Annotated in this window: 15 protein-coding genes; 3 read left to right on the top strand and 12 right to left on the bottom strand. The window is 41.0% G+C overall.

Annotated elements, in window-relative coordinates; genetic code table 11:
- The first annotated feature begins 10 nt into the window (after positions 1-10).
- Positions 11-580, top strand: a complete 570-nt coding sequence (locus tag FKV42_RS06015) for a uracil-DNA glycosylase (RefSeq protein ID WP_154809329.1) — start codon at positions 11-13, stop codon at positions 578-580.
- Positions 581-622: 42 nt separating this feature from the next.
- Here the strand turns inward: FKV42_RS06015 and FKV42_RS06010 are convergent, their stop codons facing one another.
- The 12 genes from FKV42_RS06010 to hisS form a co-directional block, all read right to left on the bottom strand.
- Positions 623-856, bottom strand: coding sequence for a KEOPS complex subunit Pcc1 (locus FKV42_RS06010; protein WP_154809328.1), 234 nt, complete (start codon positions 854-856; stop codon positions 623-625).
- The gene (locus tag FKV42_RS06005; protein WP_154809327.1) at positions 853-2193 is read right to left on the bottom strand and encodes a single-stranded-DNA-specific exonuclease RecJ; all 1341 of its coding nucleotides are present in this window, start codon (positions 2191-2193) and stop codon (positions 853-855) included. Before FKV42_RS06005 ends, FKV42_RS06010 begins: the two co-directional genes overlap by 4 nt.
- A 31-nt stretch (positions 2194-2224) precedes the next feature.
- On the bottom strand, positions 2225-3433 hold the full coding sequence (glmU, locus tag FKV42_RS06000; RefSeq protein ID WP_154809326.1) for a bifunctional sugar-1-phosphate nucleotidylyltransferase/acetyltransferase: 1209 nt from the start codon (positions 3431-3433) through the stop codon (positions 2225-2227).
- Positions 3430-4731 carry a phosphoglucosamine mutase gene (gene glmM / locus FKV42_RS05995; protein ID WP_154809325.1) on the bottom strand — a complete coding sequence of 434 codons (1302 nt, stop codon included), beginning with the start codon at positions 4729-4731 and terminating at the stop codon, positions 3430-3432. The genes glmU (FKV42_RS06000) and glmM overlap by 4 nt, the downstream gene beginning before the upstream one ends.
- Before the next feature lie 27 nt (positions 4732-4758).
- Complete coding sequence (gene glmS, locus FKV42_RS05990; RefSeq protein WP_154809324.1) at positions 4759-6588, bottom strand: glutamine--fructose-6-phosphate transaminase (isomerizing); 1830 nt, start codon at positions 6586-6588, stop codon at positions 4759-4761.
- Between the two features lie 15 nt (positions 6589-6603).
- Positions 6604-7824 (bottom strand): bifunctional sugar-1-phosphate nucleotidylyltransferase/acetyltransferase, encoded by a 1221-nt coding sequence (gene glmU / locus FKV42_RS05985; RefSeq protein ID WP_154809323.1) that lies wholly within the window; start codon positions 7822-7824, stop codon positions 6604-6606.
- Positions 7825-8005: 181 nt separating this feature from the next.
- Entirely contained in the window at positions 8006-8464 is a 459-nt protein-coding gene (locus FKV42_RS05980; protein WP_154809322.1) for a 30S ribosomal protein S15, read from the bottom strand.
- A 221-nt stretch (positions 8465-8685) separates the two neighbouring features.
- Complete coding sequence (locus FKV42_RS05975; RefSeq protein WP_154809321.1) at positions 8686-9861, bottom strand: DUF7284 family protein; 1176 nt, start codon at positions 9859-9861, stop codon at positions 8686-8688.
- A gap of 41 nt (positions 9862-9902) precedes the next feature.
- The gene (locus tag FKV42_RS05970; protein ID WP_154809320.1) at positions 9903-10403 is read right to left on the bottom strand and encodes a hypothetical protein; all 501 of its coding nucleotides are present in this window, start codon (positions 10401-10403) and stop codon (positions 9903-9905) included.
- Positions 10384-11013 carry a hypothetical protein gene (locus FKV42_RS05965; protein ID WP_154809319.1) on the bottom strand — a complete coding sequence of 210 codons (630 nt, stop codon included), beginning with the start codon at positions 11011-11013 and terminating at the stop codon, positions 10384-10386. The genes FKV42_RS05970 and FKV42_RS05965 overlap by 20 nt, the downstream gene beginning before the upstream one ends.
- A complete protein-coding gene (locus tag FKV42_RS05960; RefSeq protein WP_196214064.1) occupies positions 11013-11447 on the bottom strand; it encodes a hypothetical protein in 435 nt (144 codons plus the stop codon). Before FKV42_RS05960 ends, FKV42_RS05965 begins: the two co-directional genes overlap by 1 nt.
- Before the next feature lie 53 nt (positions 11448-11500).
- Positions 11501-12736 (bottom strand): histidine--tRNA ligase, encoded by a 1236-nt coding sequence (hisS, locus tag FKV42_RS05955; RefSeq protein ID WP_154809317.1) that lies wholly within the window; start codon positions 12734-12736, stop codon positions 11501-11503.
- 364 nt (positions 12737-13100) lie between these two features.
- Between hisS and FKV42_RS05950 the strand changes: the two genes are divergently transcribed.
- Together FKV42_RS05950 and FKV42_RS05945 are read left to right on the top strand one after the other, a co-directional pair.
- Complete coding sequence (locus tag FKV42_RS05950; RefSeq protein WP_154809316.1) at positions 13101-17168, top strand: DUF7286 family protein; 4068 nt, start codon at positions 13101-13103, stop codon at positions 17166-17168.
- Positions 17169-17170: 2 nt separating this feature from the next.
- Entirely contained in the window at positions 17171-17770 is a 600-nt protein-coding gene (locus FKV42_RS05945; protein ID WP_196214063.1) for a sarcinarray family MAST domain-containing protein, read from the top strand.
- Positions 17771-17858: the final 88 nt, after the last annotated feature.

Raw genomic sequence — 17858 nt, 5'->3', positions numbered from 1 at the left:
AGGTGATTATATGGCAGTCAGGTCAGTAAGTGAACTTGTGGAACAGGGTTTTGAAACTGTTGAAAAAGAAATACTTGAATGCACAGACTGCCAGCTTCATGAAACTGTAACCAACAAAGTAATCAGCAAAGGTTCCCGAACTCCCAGAGTTGTTTTTGTAGGCGAAGCACCTGGAAAGAACGAAGATGAAACCGGTGTTCCCTTTTGCGGAAGAGCAGGCAAGAACCTCGATGGCATGATCGAGTATATGGGACTTTCAGGCGATGATTATGCTGTTATAAACACAATTAAATGTCGCCCTCCTAAAAATCGTAATCCTCTCAAAAGTGAGATAAAAGCCTGCAAACCATTTCTTGAAGCACAGATTCAATTGCTAAATCCAAAAGTGATCATACTTCTTGGAAACACTGCAGAAAAAGCATTTTGTGATGGTGAAAAACTCGAGTGGGGAGTTCCAAGAGCAGTGGATGAAAAATACACTCTTCTGAAAATATACCATCCTGCAGCATTAATTTACCAGCGTTCAAGGATTGAGGAACAGAACGCACTTATTGATAATAACAGGCATTTGTGGGAATAACAGTAGAATAGTAAAAGAAGAAATCTGAAATATACTATTCTATCATTTTTCAAGGTCTTCTGCTATCTCTTCTGCAAGCTTTGCATTCATCAGCAAATCATCTACAGTGGCAATTAGTGAAGTTATTTTTTCAGTGGAAATATGAATGCACATGCTGTCATCTTTTACTTCAGTATGCATATTAGTCAGGTTATCAGGAGCCAGTGAATTTGCAATTCTCTTTGCAATCTGCATGGCACCTTCATCCTTAAATTCAATAGTTGTAGTTATCTTCATTCAGTCTGCTCCTGCTTTGGGAGTTGTTCTGCAACTATCTCATCAACTTTAGCAATGAACTGCTCGGCAGTTCCAGGTGGGATTGATGCACCGGATGCAACATTATGTCCACCACCTTCGCCGCCAACTGACTTTGCAGCCTCGCGGAGTGCAAATGAAAGGTCAAGTCCCTTCCCCACAAGTGCACGGGTGCCCCTTGCGGAAACTTTTACCAGCTCATCTACCTGGTTCACTGCAACAAAAGGCATTTCAGGATTTACATACCTGACAAATGTACTGGCAATCATGCCAGTGGATTCCATATCTTCTCCTATCAGGTAACCAATGCTTGTTCCTTCTTTAACCATGTCCATGCCTTTTTTGATATTCTCCACAATGGATATCTGGTGAGAAATAGCCATATCCCTTGCTTCTTCCAGATGGGTTTTGTCTTTCAAGCATATGGAAAGTCCCATGCCATATTTTTCAGCCTTGCCACAGGTATTAAGAATTGCAACAAGGTCATAGACATTAGAAACAATCTCATTGTTCAATATGTAAACATCACCGATTGCAGCATCCACAGCTTCAGGACTTGCATTCTTTGCAAGTTTGAGCGCAACAGCTGATGTAAGTGCTTTTGTCTGGTCAGGGTTCAGGTCTTTGATATTTCCTTCAATTCCAAGGAAATCCAGGAACTGAGCTATCTTTTCACTGTCACCGGTTATATCAAGATAAGGTTCAGGCGTGTATTCAAGCACCTTTGCAATATCTCCGTCACCGATTTTCAGTCCTTTCTTTATTGAAACAACTTCGGCATTCACAGCCTCTTCAAGAATATGGCCGTTAAGTGTACTGAAAATCTGTTTGTCGCCCACAGCACCTGCAATAGCAAGTCCCGATAGGTCAATATTTGCAGGTTCCATTTCCATTGCTACAAAAAAAGTAACTCCCGAGCCGGATATGTGCATTGCACCGTCAATTCCCACAATATGCGGGTTAACCAGCACCTTTGCAGGAGATTCGCCAACAGGAACATGGTGGTCAAGTACAACAATATCCTGCTTTATTTCGGAGATTATATCTGACTGGCCGCTGCCCATATCACAGAAAATCACAAGATCATCGTCTGCTGTGGTTTCTTTCACCATCTCCACTACGGATTTATCAAGACGCGGCACAATAGATGTATGAAAACGGATATCCTGTCTCAGAAGAGCCTGGCAGATAATTCCGGCTGATGTCAGGCCGTCTGCATCATTGTGGGAAATAACACGTACATGCTCATACTTCTCAATTATATCTGCTGCTTCCCGTGCCAGTTCCTTGAGTTTTTGCATCTCGATATTTAAGTTCATCCGAATCTCCGAATAAAGATGGCAATGAGCCTTAATTAGTTTTTCTTCTGTAAATCAGAACTTCGCCGGGCATTGTTGAACTTCCGGCTTCCATTACAGTGCCGATATTGATGCTGGTATTGATGCCTGTGTGTACATCATCACCCATAATTACGCCGAGCTTCCTTCTTCCGGTGTCAACAATCTCGCCTTTGATAACAGATTTCACATTCTTATTATCATGCCTGAGATTTGCAACCTTTGTACCGGCACCGAAATTACAGTTAGTCCCTATGACACTGTCACCGACATAACTTAGGTGACCAACATTTGTGCCATCCATAATCACAGTGTTCTTTATCTCAACAGCATTTCCAATGCGAACATCATTACCGATTGCAGTTGAAGGCCTGATGAAACAATTAGGGCCGATATCACAATCTTCACCTATGATAACAGGACCCATTATGTATGCCCCATTTCTGATTATTGTGTTCTTTCCAACCTTCACATTACCATGCAGTGTTGCATAGGGTTCGATTGTTCCTTCGCAGGTATTATCGATATTTTCAAGCAGTACCTTGTTTGCATCAAGAATATCCCATGGCCTGCCAATATCGATCCATTCCGTTTCCAGAACTTCATAACCAACATTAAGTTCATCATCAATCATCATTTGCAGGGAATCAGTAATTTCGTATTCTCCCCTCGATGATTTACCGGTCTTTGCAATATAATCAAAAATAGCTTCATGGAAAAGGTATATTCCTGCATTTGCAAGGTTAGTAGGTGGATTTTTAGGTTTTTCAATAATGCGTGTGACCTTATCCCCATCGCTTTCGATGACACCGAACTGGGAAGGATTATCCACTTTCTTGACACTGATAATAGCATCTTCAGTTCTTGATACAAGATGAGCAATATGTTCTGTGCTGACAAGCATGTCGCCATTAAGCACTATGAAGTGACCTTCCACAAAACCTTCTGCACAACCAATGGCATTTGCAGTTCCAAGCTGCTCTTCCTGACGCACGTACTCAACACTGATTCCAAGATGACTACCATCTTTGAAATAGTCCTTAATAGCCTCCTCCCGGTAACCTGTAACGATCAGGAACTCCTTAACTCCTGCTTCGATTGCAGCATTGATGGTATGCTCCATCATTGGTTTGTTAGCGATTGGAAGCATCACCTTTGGTTTTGAAGCGGTAAGAGGTCTCATGCGTGTGCCTTCACCGGCAGCAAGGATTACTACTTTCATTTGAGGCACTCCTTTACTATGTTCTTAACTTTGGCATGCAGTTCCTCAACATCCTGTCTGGCTTCAGCAGTTACTCTTATCTTTGCCTCAGTTCCTGATGGTCTCACAAGCACCCAGCCACCTTCCATATCAACCCTGATTCCATCGATACTGGAAACTTCACCCATGCTTTCAAGTTTCGAGCTTACAGCCTGCATTACAGAAGACTTCTTATCATTGTCACATGAAACCGTGCTTCTGAGTGTTGGATATTTGGGAAGCTCATCTCTGAGTTCAGAGAGCTTTTTCTCTTTCACAATGTCAACAAGAAGGGCTGCTGCATAAATTCCATCCGGGCAGTAGGAAATCCTTGGGAATATCCAGCTTCCAGACGGCTCACCTCCGAAATCAGCTTTAAGTTTCTTCATCTCCTCGGCAACATATACGTCTCCAACCCTTGTGTGAACAACAGTGGAACCAGGCATGGAATCATCAACTATCATTGATGTATCAACAGGAACCACAATCATAGGATTGCCTTTGCATTCAAAACGTGCAAAGATTGCAAGCATTTCGTCACCTGAAAGGAAGATACCATTCTCATCCACAGCCATCATCCTGTCGGCGTCACCATCATGGGCAATACCAAGAGCCGCATCGAATTCTTTTACTGCTTTTTTCAGCATCCAGAGGTTCTTGTCATTTGGTTCCGGGTTACGTGCAGGGAAATGTCCGTCAAGCTGGGAATTTAGTGTGATAACCTCGCATCCCATCTCGCGTAAAAGGAAAGGTGTTATTGTACCTCCTGCACCGCCTCCACAATCTATTACAACACGTATTTGTGCACCTGTGGAGTGGCTGAGTATCATATCCATATGATCCCTTACGGCATTTCCGTATGCGGAGATCTCACCAACCTCATTCCAGGGGACATAAACAAAATCTTCTTTCTCGATGATGTCCTCAATTTCTTCCTGCTGCGCTGAATCAAATGCCATTCCATCAGGATTCCATAGCTTAATTCCAACATCAGTTGCAGGGTTATGTGATGCAGTGATCATTACACCACAATCGTAATTCCTTGCTGCGTATGCAAGGGTTGGAGTTGTCACAAGACCAACTCTTACAACATCACAGCCTGCAGACATCAGACCGGAAATTACTGCAAGTTCGATCATTTCTCCTGCTACCCTTGGGTCTCTGCCGATAACAGCATTCTTTTTTGATTTTCCAAGAGCCATTCCAACTTTCAGTGCCAGGTCTACGGTAACTTCCACATTTGCAAGTCCACGGATACCTGAAGAACCAAATAACTTCATTTGCTATCCTCTCTAAAAATAAAATGATTATTCTACAGTAACACTCTTTGCAAGGTTCCTTGGTTTATCAATGGAGCATCCTTTTGCCAGTGCTGTGTAATATGAAAGCAACTGCAGCGCTACTGAGGAAAGCACAGGAGACAGCAGTTCGTGTGCAGGTGGCACACGTATCACTACATCCACATACTTGTCAATCTCTGTATCATCGTCATCTGCAACTGCAATAACAGTCGCATCACGCGCTTTTACTTCTTTGATATTACTCAGTATCTTCTCATATGTATGTCCCTTCGTGGCAATTGCCACAACCGGAGTCTCATCTGTGATAAGTGCCAGTGGACCGTGTTTAAGTTCGCCTGCTGCATAACCTTCGGCATGAATATATGAGATTTCCTTCAGCTTCAAAGCTCCTTCCAGAGCTACAGGGAAATTCAGGTAACGGCCGATGAAGAAGTAATCCCTCTTATCTGCAAACTGTGTAGCACATTCGTTAATCGCATCTTTCCTGCTGAGTACTTTCTGTATCTGGCCGGGAAGCTTCTTTATTCCGACAATAAGGTCCTTTGCTTCATTGGCACTGATAACTCCTCGTGTTCTTCCAAGATTTATCGCAAGCATGTAAAGTGCCATAAGCTGGGCTGTGAATGTCTTTGTTGCAGCAACTCCTATCTCTGGCCCTGCTCTGGTATAGAGCACGCTGTCAGATTCCCTTGTGATTGTACTTCCAACTACATTTGTAATTGCGATACTGCGACATCCATAAGAACTTGAGCTTCTGACGGCTGCAAGGGTGTCAGCGGTCTCGCCTGATTGGGTGATTGCAATGGTAAGTTCCTCGCCACAAAGAACCGGATTACTGTACCTGAACTCGGATGCCGTTTCAACATCAGTATGCAGGCCTGCAAGTTTCTCAAAAAGGTATTTTCCAAGAATTCCGGCATTCCAGGAAGTCCCACATGCAATTATCGTGGCTCTTCTGAGTCTTTTAACCTCTTCAGGTTTGAGATATATCTCTTCAAGTGTGACAGTTCCCTCAAGCTCAGAAAGCTTACCCGCAAATGTGTTCTGTATGGAAGTAGGCTGCTCGTGAATCTCTTTGAGCATGAAGTGTTCATAACCTGCTTTCTCTGCAGCTTCAAGGTCCCATTCAATTGTTTCTGTGTCTCTTGAAACTGAGTTTCCTTCAAGGTCATAGATCTCGATTGAATCTGGTCTTAGAAGACCTATCTCATTATCATTAATGAAAAGAACCTCTTTTGTGTGCTTCAAAAAAGCAGTGACATCGGATGCAGCATAGTTGCTTCCATTTCCAATTCCTATTACAAGCGGGCTGTCTTTCCTTGCAAAGGCAATTATTCCAGGTTCATTATTACAAAGAGCAGCAATGGCATATGATCCGTCAAGTTCTTTTACGGTTTTAGCAAGACCATCCAGCAGACACATCTCACTATCACAGTTCATGTTGGAATGTAAAAGATGTGCAATGACCTCTGTATCGGTATCAGACTTAAACTCGTATCCCTGATCAATCAAACTTTCCTTGAGTTCCAGATAATTTTCAATTATACCATTGTGTACTACTGATATATCTGATGAATTATGAGGGTGAGCATTTCTGGTTTCCGGTTTTCCATGAGTAGCCCATCTAGTGTGTCCGATTCCCATATTTCCTGATACATTTTCAGGAATAATTTCCTCCAGGTTCTTTATTCTGCCTGCAATCTTATATGTCTCAAGCTTTTCATTAAAAACAGTTACACCGGCGGAGTCATAACCTCTGTATTCCAGCATTTTAAGCGATTCAAGCAATATAGGTACTGCCTGTCCATCACCAATATATCCAACTATTCCACACATTTTTTTACCCCAATCCTAATTTATAAGTGCATTAGTTGGTACATCCTCTGCAATTGTTTTTCCGGAACTGATACGACAGTTAGACGAGACCATTTTTCCGGCACGAACTAACACATTTCCGCCGATATCTGTGTCATCACCAATTACAGTTCCAAGCTTTTCAGCTTCATTAAGTTCATTTTCAAGAATTATATGTAGTTTTTCTCCCTCTTCTGTAATGAAGTTAGGACCTGTTATGACATTACTTCCTATAACAGAGCTTGATATGTTGCTGTGTGTACTGACCCGCACATCCTGCATTAAAATACTGTTTTTGATATATGAGAAAGAGGCAATAGATACGTTATTACCAATACTGGTGGAAGGCAATATGACTACATTTGGGCCAATGTCACAGTTGTCACCAATTACTACGGGTCCCACAATGTATGATCCTGCCCTTATTGTTGTGTTTTTGCCAATAGAAACACTTCCTTTTATGCTGACACAATCTTCGATTTTTGCTTTTGAAACATCAGTTTCAAAGTCTCCGAGAATAATTGTGTTTGCTTCCAGAAGGTTCCATGAATAAACTGCATCAATCCACCCTGCGTTTGTTACTGTAGTCGTTACAGGCCTTCCTTCATCGATCATCATTTGAATTGTGTCTGTTATTGCATATTCACCGGTTGTTGATATGGATGTCTTTTCAATCATGTCAAAAATGTCATTCTTAAAAAGATAGATGCCTGTGTTGATAAGGTGACTTATGAGTGTCTTTGGTTTTTCAATGATTTCAATCACTTTCTTTCCTTTGGCAACAATTACTCCGTAACCGCTGACATCGTCCTTTTTACATGTGAGTAATGTTGTTGCATCACCTTCTTCTCCATTTATCAGGTCTGCAATGGCATCCGGTCCTATTATAGTGTCCCCATTGACAACAATGAACTTATCTTCATCTTTTCCTATCTGATCACGTGCCTGAAGAATTGCATGTGCTGTTCCGATCTGTGCTTTTTGTTCCACATACTTGATTTTCACACCAAAATTGATCCCATCTTCAAAATAATCCATGATACGCTCTTTCTCGTAACCGACAACCAGTATTATCTCTTTGATGTCATTTTTTACAAGAGCGTTGATGATATGTTCAAGAATAGGTTTATTTGCCACCGGAAGCATTACTTTTGATCTTGTGAGTGTGAGGGGCCGGCATCGTTTTCCTTCACCGGCTGCAAGTATGACAGCTTTCATGGCATATAATGCTCTTTAAAACAATTTATAAGTTACCTTCATAAGTGTTTTAGATAACGATAGATTTCTACTCTTGGATTAATTCATGTATAGAGCTACCGCTGAAATATAGGAACAATGAAAAAAGAGAAAAGTTTTGTTTGACCAATAGGCCAAACAAGAGTTTATAATTGAAATATGCTTATCTGGTGATCAGCATCTCAGCTGTTTCTGGCTTGTATTTCCAGTCAGCTGGAAGAACCTTTGCGGACTGGTAGTATTTTACCAATCTTCTGATTTTGGATTCGGTATTCTGGAGAGCACGCTTGTTGTGTACATCCTTGTGGTTGTAGTTCATGTGCTTTCTCATTCCGATTGCCTTTACGATAAGGTTGTAGAGATCTTCAGGTACAGCGAACTTCTCACCGTTGTCCTTAAGGATCTTTGTGATCTTATTGCCAGTTGCGAGCTTAACATCAGGTACTCCATACTTGTCCCTAAGGATCATTCCGATCTCGCTTGTGCTCATTCCCTGCTTCCAGAGGTCGGTAACTACCTCTTTAATTTCGTCTGCGGTCATTGTTGACCATGAAGGTACTTCTGTGCGAAGTGGTCTTGTAGGTCCGGAGTTTCCTTTCCTACGGGTGTGCATTTTTGCCATTAGCTTCCTCCTGATAATTGTAATTTAAGTTTTGATTTAATAGGTCTATATTGAATTTAGATGGAATTCAATATAGTATATTTTGATCCTTATCGAACTCTTGAACTTGGGAGTCGGTTCGATAAAATGTTAATATGATTGGCGAAGTGCTACCTATGAAGTCAATCATCTCATATATATGTTATGATTGATGTGATGCGAATTTCCATAAGAAACCATCCTTACCAGATTATAATTACGATGTCTGCTCCACCGGTATTGGCAGTCCTGTAGATTTTTGAGATCTGCGTATTTGCAAGTTCAAGCCTGCTAGTGTTCTCTGATGCATTGCACATAAGCGCAATAGTCTGGTTGATATCCTCACTCTGGCTACTTAATATGTACTCTGATATCTGGTTCGTATTCTTCTCTTTGATAAAGTCATGTACAGTATCCACAATATCCAGATTGATACTTTGTTCCTCAGTTGTCAGTTCAACGTTAAGTCCATACAGGTCTTTCACGGTGTAGTTCATGCATCCAAGTGCACTCTTAATAATTGGACTACTGTAATTTGCATTATCCGGTCCTGCAATGCATGCAAGTTGTTCACTATCAATTGATATTTCAGTTCCATTGAGTGATGAGAGGTATTCATATGGAAATACGATTTCAGTGATTATCCCTGAAGATCCTTCTGATGCTATATCAATACTGGAATTAAACATTTCATGAAGTTCTTTGTCAGGATCAGATGAACTAATGGCTGCGTATATACTGCTCTCGTTGAATGGCTGGCATATTTCATCCCTGGTGACGGCATATGTCACAGGAACTGATATTCTGGCATTTTGTTTAATTGCATCCGCCGGAGCAGATTGACCAACTACTATGTCGCTGTGTATATTGTATCCTGAAACAGGTTGCCAGTGTGCTTCAAATCTGTAATTGTATCTCTGTCCTATTGTCATTTCAAGATGTTCTTCAATGGCTTTTTCGGTTTCAATACTCTGCATCTTTGTCATGGGATTTAGAGGCTTTTCAGTACCATTCTTTTCCATTACCAGGCCAAATACCAGACCTTCGGCCACAAGGTCAGAAAAGGTTCGATGTTGTTGCTCTTTTGCAAATAGTGTTTCTTCTGCATTTTCAAGGATGGAATCTTCCGACAGATTAACTTCAATCCCGGCAATTTCGGCTGGTTTTACTGTGTATTCAAACTCCTCCACGGTACTGCTCATGATCGTATTCATAAGCCGGGTATCCATGTCCTGTGCTGATGAATAGGATGCGGAACGATACTGCTCATCTGCAGCAAGTGAAGGGAACAGTATCACTGCAGAAACGGATACCAGTATGAGAAATAAAATTGCATCTATGCTGGTAGAAAATCCCTTTTCATCATCTATAAATCTCATTCATATTCACCGTTTTTGATTTTGTTTTCAGGGTTAGATCCTCAATTCCATCCGTTCTGCACAAGTTTTACAGTTATTGTTCCGGGTTCACAGCGTGCATTGCTGCCAAGTTCTATTACAACAGGGACGGATGCAGCTATGACATCCCTTCCATTCAGTGCAGTGTTTCCATTGCTGATGGTCCAGTGATAGTTCCCGTCATCTGTTCGTGCTTCTACATAGAAATCAAGATTTGATGAGAATCTGTGGAAGAACATGTAATGTGACTGCGGGTCTTGTGAAGAATCTGCCAGCAAATCCAGAGTCTGTGCGGAGATGAGTTCCTGTCGGCTTCCCTGAAGTGGAGGATAGGATGCAATGTCATTTACTATCATGGCAGCCTGTTCATAGTTCTCAAGTGCATGGGAGTTATCATTGAATGCGATATATGTCTTTGAAAGGATTGCAGCAAACACTACAAAGCCAATTACAACGAGAGCCGTGGCTATGATGTCATTATTCGGTTCAAGAAGTGCTCTCTCATCACTGGTAAACGAGGACATATTCAAGTCCGTTCACCTCACTTCCATCTGTAACAAATATCGTTGTTCTCTGAATGTGAATCTCTTTACTCATGTTCACATAAAGTTCATCAGTTCCCATGCCGGCAAGAAATTCAGTAACATCCGCGTATGGGAATACTGAAATTATCGGCTGGCTGATGTTGCCGTCTGCGCCGAAGGTGCCTGTGAGTATATTGCGCAATTCCTGGGGATTCAGGGTAAGTGTCCTGTAACTTAGCTGCCTGGCTGCTGAAATATCATGTCCGTTCTCTTTGAGTGTGCAGAATACGTATTCACCGCTGATTGATATGTTCAGGTCACTTTTTAGAGTTAATTGCTGTTCATACCTTTCTGGATTTAATTCCAAGTAACTGATTGAACTATCAGAATGTGCCGCTCCCATTGAATCTATATTTGAAGCAATATCCACGGTTATGATCTCCAATTCATCTTTTCTTACAAGGTCTGAAGAGCTGCCTGCAAGACTGTAAACCGCCATTAATATTGTTACAGTAGCCAGTATTAGTGCCGTTTTTGAGAGCAGCAAGTCTGCCCATGCAGAATCATCTGTGATTAAATGGTGAATACAAACTTCTTTTTGTTTTTTCATTACGGTTGCGACTTATCACAAAGTGTAATAAAAATTTTTCCATTTTGATCGCGCACACTTTTAAGAGTCAATACATGTGGTCCGGAATCAAGGATAAAACAACTATCTAATGCCTTATTGGAATAATATGCGGACGACTGTCCAATGGTCTGCTTCCCATTTAGTTCAAAATAATAGTTTTCAGCATCAGAGGGCCAGGCATTTTCATGGTCAGGAATCGCTCCAAATGTGATCTCAACACCAGAAGGTACATTCACATCAAGTGTGACAATGCTGCCTGTGCCTTTGGCTGACATTTGTTCTGCATTTGATTCTATTTCAGAAATGATTGATCTGGTTGTGTATGTTTCCTCACTTTCGATCAAAGAGGAAACTGCACCTGTCATCAGGATTAGCAGTGCCCCTATTACTATTACAGCAAGCACCAATCTCATTGGGAGGGCATCTGCTGCCCTCTCGTTTTTTAGAAAAGTTCTAGAAAAAAGGGTCATTTGTTTGTGAGCTTTGTAATGACCTCATCGAGACTCAGAAGCTCCTGCTCACCACTGGTCATGTCCTTTAACATGACTTTCCCGGCTTCAACTTCCTTTTCACCAATGATGATAACATGCTTTGCACCAATGTTATTGGCATATGATAACTGAGCTTTGAAGTTTCTCTTCATCAGATCATTGTATACTGGCACGTGTTTTCTAAATTCATTGGCTGCTTTTATTGCATCAAGACGTGTGCTGTCCTTTGCAATAATCACAACAGGTGCATCATCAGGTGCTTCAAGTTCACATACTTCCATTATCCTATCAAAACCAAGCCCGAATCCTGTTGAAGGAACATCTCCGCCACCGAAAAGCTGGATAAGCTGGTATGAACCGCCACCACAGACCTGGTTCTGTGCACCGAGTCCTTCTGCGTAAATCTCGAAAACGGTTCCTGTGTAATAATCAAGTCCCCTGGCAATTCCAAAGTTAATTGTGTATTCCACACCGTAGGCATCCAGCATAGTAAGAAGTTCCTGGAAATCGTCTATTTCAGGAAGATCTCCCAGAATATCTCTTGCTTTTGCTATCGCATCATTACCAGTAAGTGAGATAAGTTCGATAAGTTTCTGACGAAGGTCAGCAGGAGCGTTAATATCCTCCAGGAAGTTATCAAGTCCTTCATAATCTTTCTTGTCAACAAGTCTCATGATCTGGCTCTGCTGTTCATTTTCCAGAACACTGAGAAGATGCCTGATAACTCCAAGGTTGTTTACGTTAAGGTCGCCTTTTATACCTACGGACTTTAGCATTTCTGTTGCAAGGGCAATCACTTCAGCATCAGCATCCATTCTTCTGCTTCCGATAAGTTCTACGCCGAACTGCCAGAACTCTCTGAAGCGTCCTTTCTGTGGTCTCTCATACCTGAAACAGTTCTCAAAGTAAAATAATTTCAAAGGCTGCTGATAAGCCTGCATCTCGTTGACATACATCCTCATTACAGGTGCGGTCAGCTCAGGACGCAGTGTCATTTCCCTATCACCTTTGTCAGTGAAATTATAAAGTTCCCCAATAATTCCCTCGCCTGATTTGAGAGTAAATAGCTCGAGATTCTCAAATGTAGGAGTGATGATTTCGCTGAATCCCCAGTTTTTGACTACCTGACGCAGTATACCTTCTACATATCTTCTTTTCCTTGTGTCCTCTGGGAGGAAGTCACGTGTGCCTCGTGGTTTAGTGATCTTCATTTTGTGTCAACCTGATAAGTGTGAATTGTAAATATCAAATTATGAATTCAAATGCATGAATTCTGTAAGCAAGTATTGCTCAGTTAGTTGTGAGAAAGCTGAATGAATAATTGCAACTTCCTGTTAATTATGTCTGCTACTATAAATGTAGTATATTTTACAGTTTCGATTAGTTCTTATCTATATAAGAGCAAATAAGCAAATACTGTATTTTTTGTCTTTCAATATTTTATTTTTCAGTTTCATAAATGAATATCTAAGTACAGTTATAAAATTTAACTTAAAATAGAATAAAATAACAACGTTTAAATATTCTTCTTACCTGCAATGTCCAGCTCACAAAAGCTGAAAAAAGGTAAGTCTTATGATATCCGATCCCAAAAACGAAAAACGAAGCTTTAGCCAGGACACCCGGGCCTATATTCCGTTTGCGGTGATCGGTATATTCATTCTGCTTTTTGCCGTAATAGCATCGATATACCTTACAAAAACAGACTATGCACTTGCAGAAGTGATACACAATACGGATACTACAGATATGGAAAAGACGGCAGTTGAATTTGCGTCATCAGATCTCGCTCGCTGTCTTAATTATGCGGGAATGGAAGCCCTCGCATGGCAGGGAGAGCATCCTGTCATAAAACCCGAAGACCTTGTATACGAATCAATGGAATCGGATGGTTTTTCCATTGAGCCGGATAACAGGAATACTGAACCCGGAGACATTATTACGGTAGATGTAACTCTTCCTTCAGATGTATTCGAAGCCATATCATGCCTTTTTTCCGACAAACCAAGAACCCTGATACTTAAAAGTGGTTCCGGTACAGTTTACAAGTCCATATCCTACGATGAAACTCATTCGTTCTGGACATCTTCTGAATTTGAAGAAAAAATAACAATACCTGAAAATGCAGAATACGGATATGCATATCTTGTTTTAGAGTATGATGGCGAGGAGAAAGCAGTTAACTGGTTCCACGTTGGCACCAGTCCCCTGAAAGACATCACGGCTGAATATTTCAATGAATATATTGAAACCTCATATCAGGAGAATCAGCACACATTCAATAATTATGCAATCAATATTAATCCTGATGTATCTCCTTTACAGATAAGGATCGGTAAGATCAACGGAACATTAAAAAGAGAAATAAGCAGGTCACCGACAGATGATTCGGGATATCCTATTTATTATACAATGTCCGTTGAAAACCTCAATTATTCCATTGTAGGCCTCACAGACAATAGTACAAGAGCCGGTTCCATGAATGTGAGTGCTCTTATCACTTCCAGAGAACCTCTGCTTGAAGAACTGGTAAATGAGTATGAAAATGAGCTGAATGGTGGAGTGACATCGGATATTGTGCTTGGTGCCACTAACATCAGGACTTTCATCTATGGTCCGTGGCAGCATTATCTGAATGGTCCCCTGAACATCGTGACGGATCCTTCATTGTCCGCTTCCGTGAACTGCGGAACTCTTTACACACAGAAACGTGTTTTCGATTCTGTGGACCCCTGGGCTTTGACATACACCACTTATTACAACGGCAAAGTGCTCTATGAGGATGTCAAAAAGGGAACGAATTCATATGAGGACGATTCCGGTAAAAATCTCAGCACAACATACGATGATCTGTCAAGTGACGGCACTTTCAATATAAGTGTTGAACAGGGTGTCAATGAGTCCATGAGGGAATCTAACATAACCATGGAAGAGGTTGCTGATAATTCAAAAATAGTAGTTTCGGTTTCCAATTTTACCAATGAGGTTTACAGTAACTGGGTCTACAATGATGTTGACCAGTGGAGCAATGAGTATCCTGACCTGCTGCACGATGTAACACATGAGGTATATAGTGGCACAGTACAGGGTCAGGTATTCAGGGATGGTTTCAACACTGCTGTTCCTTATAGTCTGTGGGTTGGTTCAACGACATATGATTCGGTTTCTTACGAAACAGGTGAATCAAAGGCAGACAAATACATTACCTGGACAAGCCATCATCCAGTGTCAGTTTCACATACATGTGCACTTTCTCCTGACTATAGCTTTAGTGATATATTCGATTTTGATCACAAAGTAAGTGTGGATGCCTCCTCTCACAAATGGTATTTCAATAGCGTAAATGTGGAGCATGTTTCTACAAATATCGTTTGTGAGGACGTGGATGTAACTTATGATTACATAGGCCACGATAATCTGGTGGATATTGAAAGGACAGATGGTTATCTATCTCATGAAAATCATTCTTTTGATTGGCTGATTACGTATAAAGTTAAGTTCAAGGTCAAAACACGTTGGAATATCTATTATTCATATCACTGGTCATACAAGACTTATAGTCCTGACCCGGAAGGAGGAGGGAGTTGGAATCATTTTGACGGTGATTCTTCCGGTTCATTGACAAATTATCTTATTTCAGACGAAATTTCAGTTCCCCATGAACAGACAGAAACCGAATACATAAGCATCGTGTATCATCAGTATCTTCCTTCGGGTGGTTATGTCGGAGAAGATGCCATTTACGATTCAGGAAGCTCCAATGATTACAGGAATACAACTGTGATCATTGATGGAATTCCAAAACCGGATTTTGGGTGTAGTGATGCAGCAGATAAGTATCGTGACCAGTATGTAAATCTGGCTGAGATTGAAAAAGGATACAACACTTACAGTGATGGAGCATACCTCTCTGATGAGAAAGTCTATTGCGACATTCCTTCATGGCTTCACAAGAATCTGAGTCAGGAAATGGAATGCATGTTCGATTCCATAAATACTGACAATCCTACAAGGGAAGTATTTCTGCTTGGTGAAAATCTGGGGGAGAATCCAATCACATTGATACAGGAGGCTTCACTTGACCTTGCTGACGAAATGGAAGAATCTTCTAAACGAGATTATTTCATCGATCAATCTCAGTACATGAATTCAGGACAGTTCAGTACAAGCAGTGCTGCATGTCGTGCTATCTCAAAGAATGAAGCTTATGACCGTTTGCTCAGGGAAATCAGGGAACGGAACAAAGAGACAGAAGATTCCTTTGAGACTTACATCGACGAATCCTTTGAGAAAGAACAGGGACATTCTCTTCTTGATCTTGTACAAAATAAAGTGTCTACAGATGTTATCTTTAACAACCCCGCCATGGATAAAGCATCAACAGCCCTGGCTGCTGAAATGGGTATTATCGAAACGATTGAGGTTGTGGGAATGCCGGGTAGCAAGTACAACTGGACTGAGAACATGACAATCGTTGTAGACCAGTATCCTGATTATCTCTACCATGACCCGGATTTCGATATCCAGAGTCAGTACAAATGGGAGGACACAACAGGGAAGGCGGTCTATCCGCTGGCTGTCAGGAATGTATGTGTTTTCTCTACAGGTATAGGAGATGATATTGCAGGGACGCTTTCAGAAGCGTCTGAACCACTTAAAGATATGATCTCTCAGTCAATGAGCCAGAGCATTTCAGATGCTAATGCGGAGATCGATTCACTGCTTGCAGATCTTGCAGTCAACAGTACGGAACTTGTCAAGAACGGAGTTTCAACGGACATCTCTTTTATTGAAGAGAACCGCAGTAAAATGATGGATGAATACAGCCGTAGCATCAGGGATCAGGTTCCCGGAACCATTGCTGATGAGATTTCCAGTGATCCGGTTCTAAGCACCTGGATTAGCAAAGAGGATGTGATCACAATTACAGAAACTTATCTTGATTCACTTTCTGATGAGGAAATTGTGGACATGGCTGCCGACAACACATTACAGGATGAGATTCTGTATCGCATCAGTCAGAAGATACAAAATGATAATCCTACCATAGATTCTGATGAAATGGATGCGGTTCTTTATCGTCTTGAAGCAGATCTACGTATAGGAATATCAGATGGTATTTGTAAGTCAATTGAACTCTGCCAGGAAACCATTGACCAGTGTTTTGAGAACATCAACAACGAGTTACAAAACAAATTGGACGAATCAAGCGAGAAACTGACAGGCCAACTTGCTGAGAATATTGAAAAGAGGCTTGAAAGGTCCATGAAATATGTTCCATGTGGTCTGCCTGTGCTTCCGCCTAACTGGGTGTGTACTGTGAATGTCTGGGAGTATGAAGTTATTGGAAAGTACAAGAGCTTCGAGGTAATAGATAACGATAATGAATGTATGTTCAATCCATATTTTGGGCATGATGCTCAGGTGTATGTGAGACAGGAAGAGCGTGTTCCTCATCCATTTAATAGAGGTAATAATGGGAATATTTTATGGATAGGGTACAATGCTCCAATTAAGTTTAGATTCAGTGGATATGCAGCTACAATTGTAGGCTCTGGGCCAAAAGGTGTTGGTGACAAAACAGGTGATAGAGATGAAAAATCAGAAGCATATGACACATTAGTATCCGAATGGGAGAATTAAAGATGAACACAAAAATGATAATAGTAGTACTTGCTATTTATTTTACGTTAACACCAGCCATAACTTCAGCTACAAGTCAGTATATTTCAATTAATGTGTATTATAATGATCAATTATATCCGGGTGCTTCAACTCCAAAACCCCTTGTGAAAATAGGTGAACCTTTCACAGTAAAGTTTGATGTGACATGTTTTAATCCTGGTGTTTTATCCGTGAAACTGACAGAATTGGCAGATGGTAGTTTTGAAGTAATTGAAGGACCGACTTCAAAAATAGATCAATATACTGATGATAAATTAGAGATAAACGATACCATCTCTTATGAGTGGAAACTCAAAGCTACTGATGAATGGGCAGGAGGAAGTATGCCTTTGGATTTTGTTTATCAATTGAATGATTTTGAAACAACAAAGCTTCTTGTTCAAGGCGAGTTCACCGCAGCCTACGTAACAATCTCCGAAGAGTACTACGATGGTACAGAATTCACGACAGATTCAACATCTAACTCCGAAGATGAAAGCAGTTCTTCATCCACGCCTGCATTTACTGCGTTATTTACTGGTTTTGCATTGGTGCTAGCTGTTATTTACAAAAGAAAGTAGTTTCTGATTAGAATCTACTTTTCTGATTATTTTTTGATTTTATTCACTGTATATTTTGCTTCATGCATAAATCAAAAGCATTAAATAT

Source organism: Methanolobus vulcani (genome assembly GCF_006546655.1).
Taxonomy (GTDB): Archaea; Halobacteriota; Methanosarcinia; order Methanosarcinales; family Methanosarcinaceae; genus Methanolobus; species Methanolobus vulcani_A.
This window is presented reverse-complemented; position numbering and strand designations above follow the sequence as displayed.